The sequence below is a fragment of the Streptomyces calidiresistens genome, from assembly GCF_014141525.1.
Taxonomy (GTDB): domain Bacteria; phylum Actinomycetota; class Actinomycetes; order Streptomycetales; family Streptomycetaceae; genus Streptomyces; species Streptomyces calidiresistens.
Genome location: NZ_VKHS01001141.1, coordinates 1 through 1,295 on the forward strand (window position 1 = coordinate 1; position 1,295 = coordinate 1,295).

The 1,295-nt window shown below is 78.0% G+C and carries 1 protein-coding gene and 1 pseudogene; both read left to right on the forward strand.

The annotated features are described in order from the left end of the window. Positions 1–109: 109 nt before the first annotated feature. A pseudogene (locus tag FOE67_RS25980) lies at positions 110–1,007 on the forward strand (chorismate-binding protein); the annotation flags it as partial. After that, a partial coding sequence (locus tag FOE67_RS30905; protein ID WP_438874315.1) for an AMP-binding protein occupies positions 989–1,295 on the forward strand: 307 nt, incomplete at its 3' end. The pseudogene FOE67_RS25980 and the gene FOE67_RS30905, both read left to right, overlap by 19 nt.

The window sequence follows — 1,295 nt, forward strand, 5'->3', positions numbered from 1 at the left end:
CGCCCCGCCCCGGGACCCCGTCGACCGCACCGGCCCCACCGGCCACGCCGCGGGTGACGTCCCGGGAGCGGGAACGGGCCGCGCGGACGCCGTCGGTCGGGCCACCGCGCTGCTCCGCTCCTGGCGACCGGGCCGGGACCGTCTCCTCACCTCCCCACGCCGCACCCTCCTGGGCCGCGGCGTGCGCGCCGTGGTCCCGCACGACGGGCGCCCCCTGGCCGAGCGCGTCACCGCCACCCTGTCCGCCCTGACCGACGGAGCCGGGGACGCGCCCGGCGGTGCCCCCGCCCTCGTCATGGGCGCCGTCCCCTTCGAGACCGACCGTCCGGCCGCCCTCGCCGTCCCCGCCGAACTGGAGATCGCGCCGTCACCGGCGGGCGACCCCCTGATCGCGCTGCCCGCCGGGGACCGGGCGATCGAGGGGGAGTGGCGCGTCCGGCCCGTCCCCGAGCCGGCCCGGTACACCGCCGCCGTCGCGGAGGCCGTGCGCCGGATGCGGGCCGGCGGCCCGGGCAAGGTGGTCCTGGCCCGCACCCTGGAACTCGAGGCCGACCGCGTTCCCGACCTGTCCGCCGTCCTGGACCGACTGGCCCGCCGCGACCCCGCCGGCCACACCTTCGCCCTGCCCATCGCCCCCGGCCGCAGCCTGCTGGGCGCCAGCCCCGAACTCCTCGTCTCGCGCACCGGCGACCGGGTGGTCGCCAACCCCCTGGCCGGCTCCGCGCCCCGCAGCCGGGACCTGGCGGAGGACGTCCGCCGCGCCGCCCGCCTCCTGGACTCCCCGAAGGACCTGCACGAACACGCCGTGGTCGTCGCCGACGTCCGTGCCGCCCTGGAACCCCTGTGCGAGGAGCTGGAGATATCGGAGCGGCCCGGCCTGGTCCGAACCGCCGGCATGTGGCACCTGTCCACCACCGTCACCGGCACCCTCCGCGACCCCGACCGCCTCGCCGTCATCGACGGCGAACGCCGACTCACCTACGCCGAGTTGCACCGGAGCGCCGAGCGCATGGCCGCCGGCCTGCTCGCCCTCGGCATCGCGCCCGGCGATCGGGTGGTGGTCCAACTCCCCAACCGGGCCGCGTTCCTCGAGACGATCTTCGGCCTCTTCCGGATGGGGGCGCTGCCCGTCTTCGCGCTCCCCGCCCACCGCGAGGCCGAACTCCGACACTTCTGCCACCAGTCCGACGCCGTCGCGCTGATCGTGCCCGACCGGCACGAGGGCTTCGACCACCGCGACCTGGCCGGCCGGGTGGCGAAGGCCCCGGGCCCCGCCCCGCGCCACGTGCTGGTGC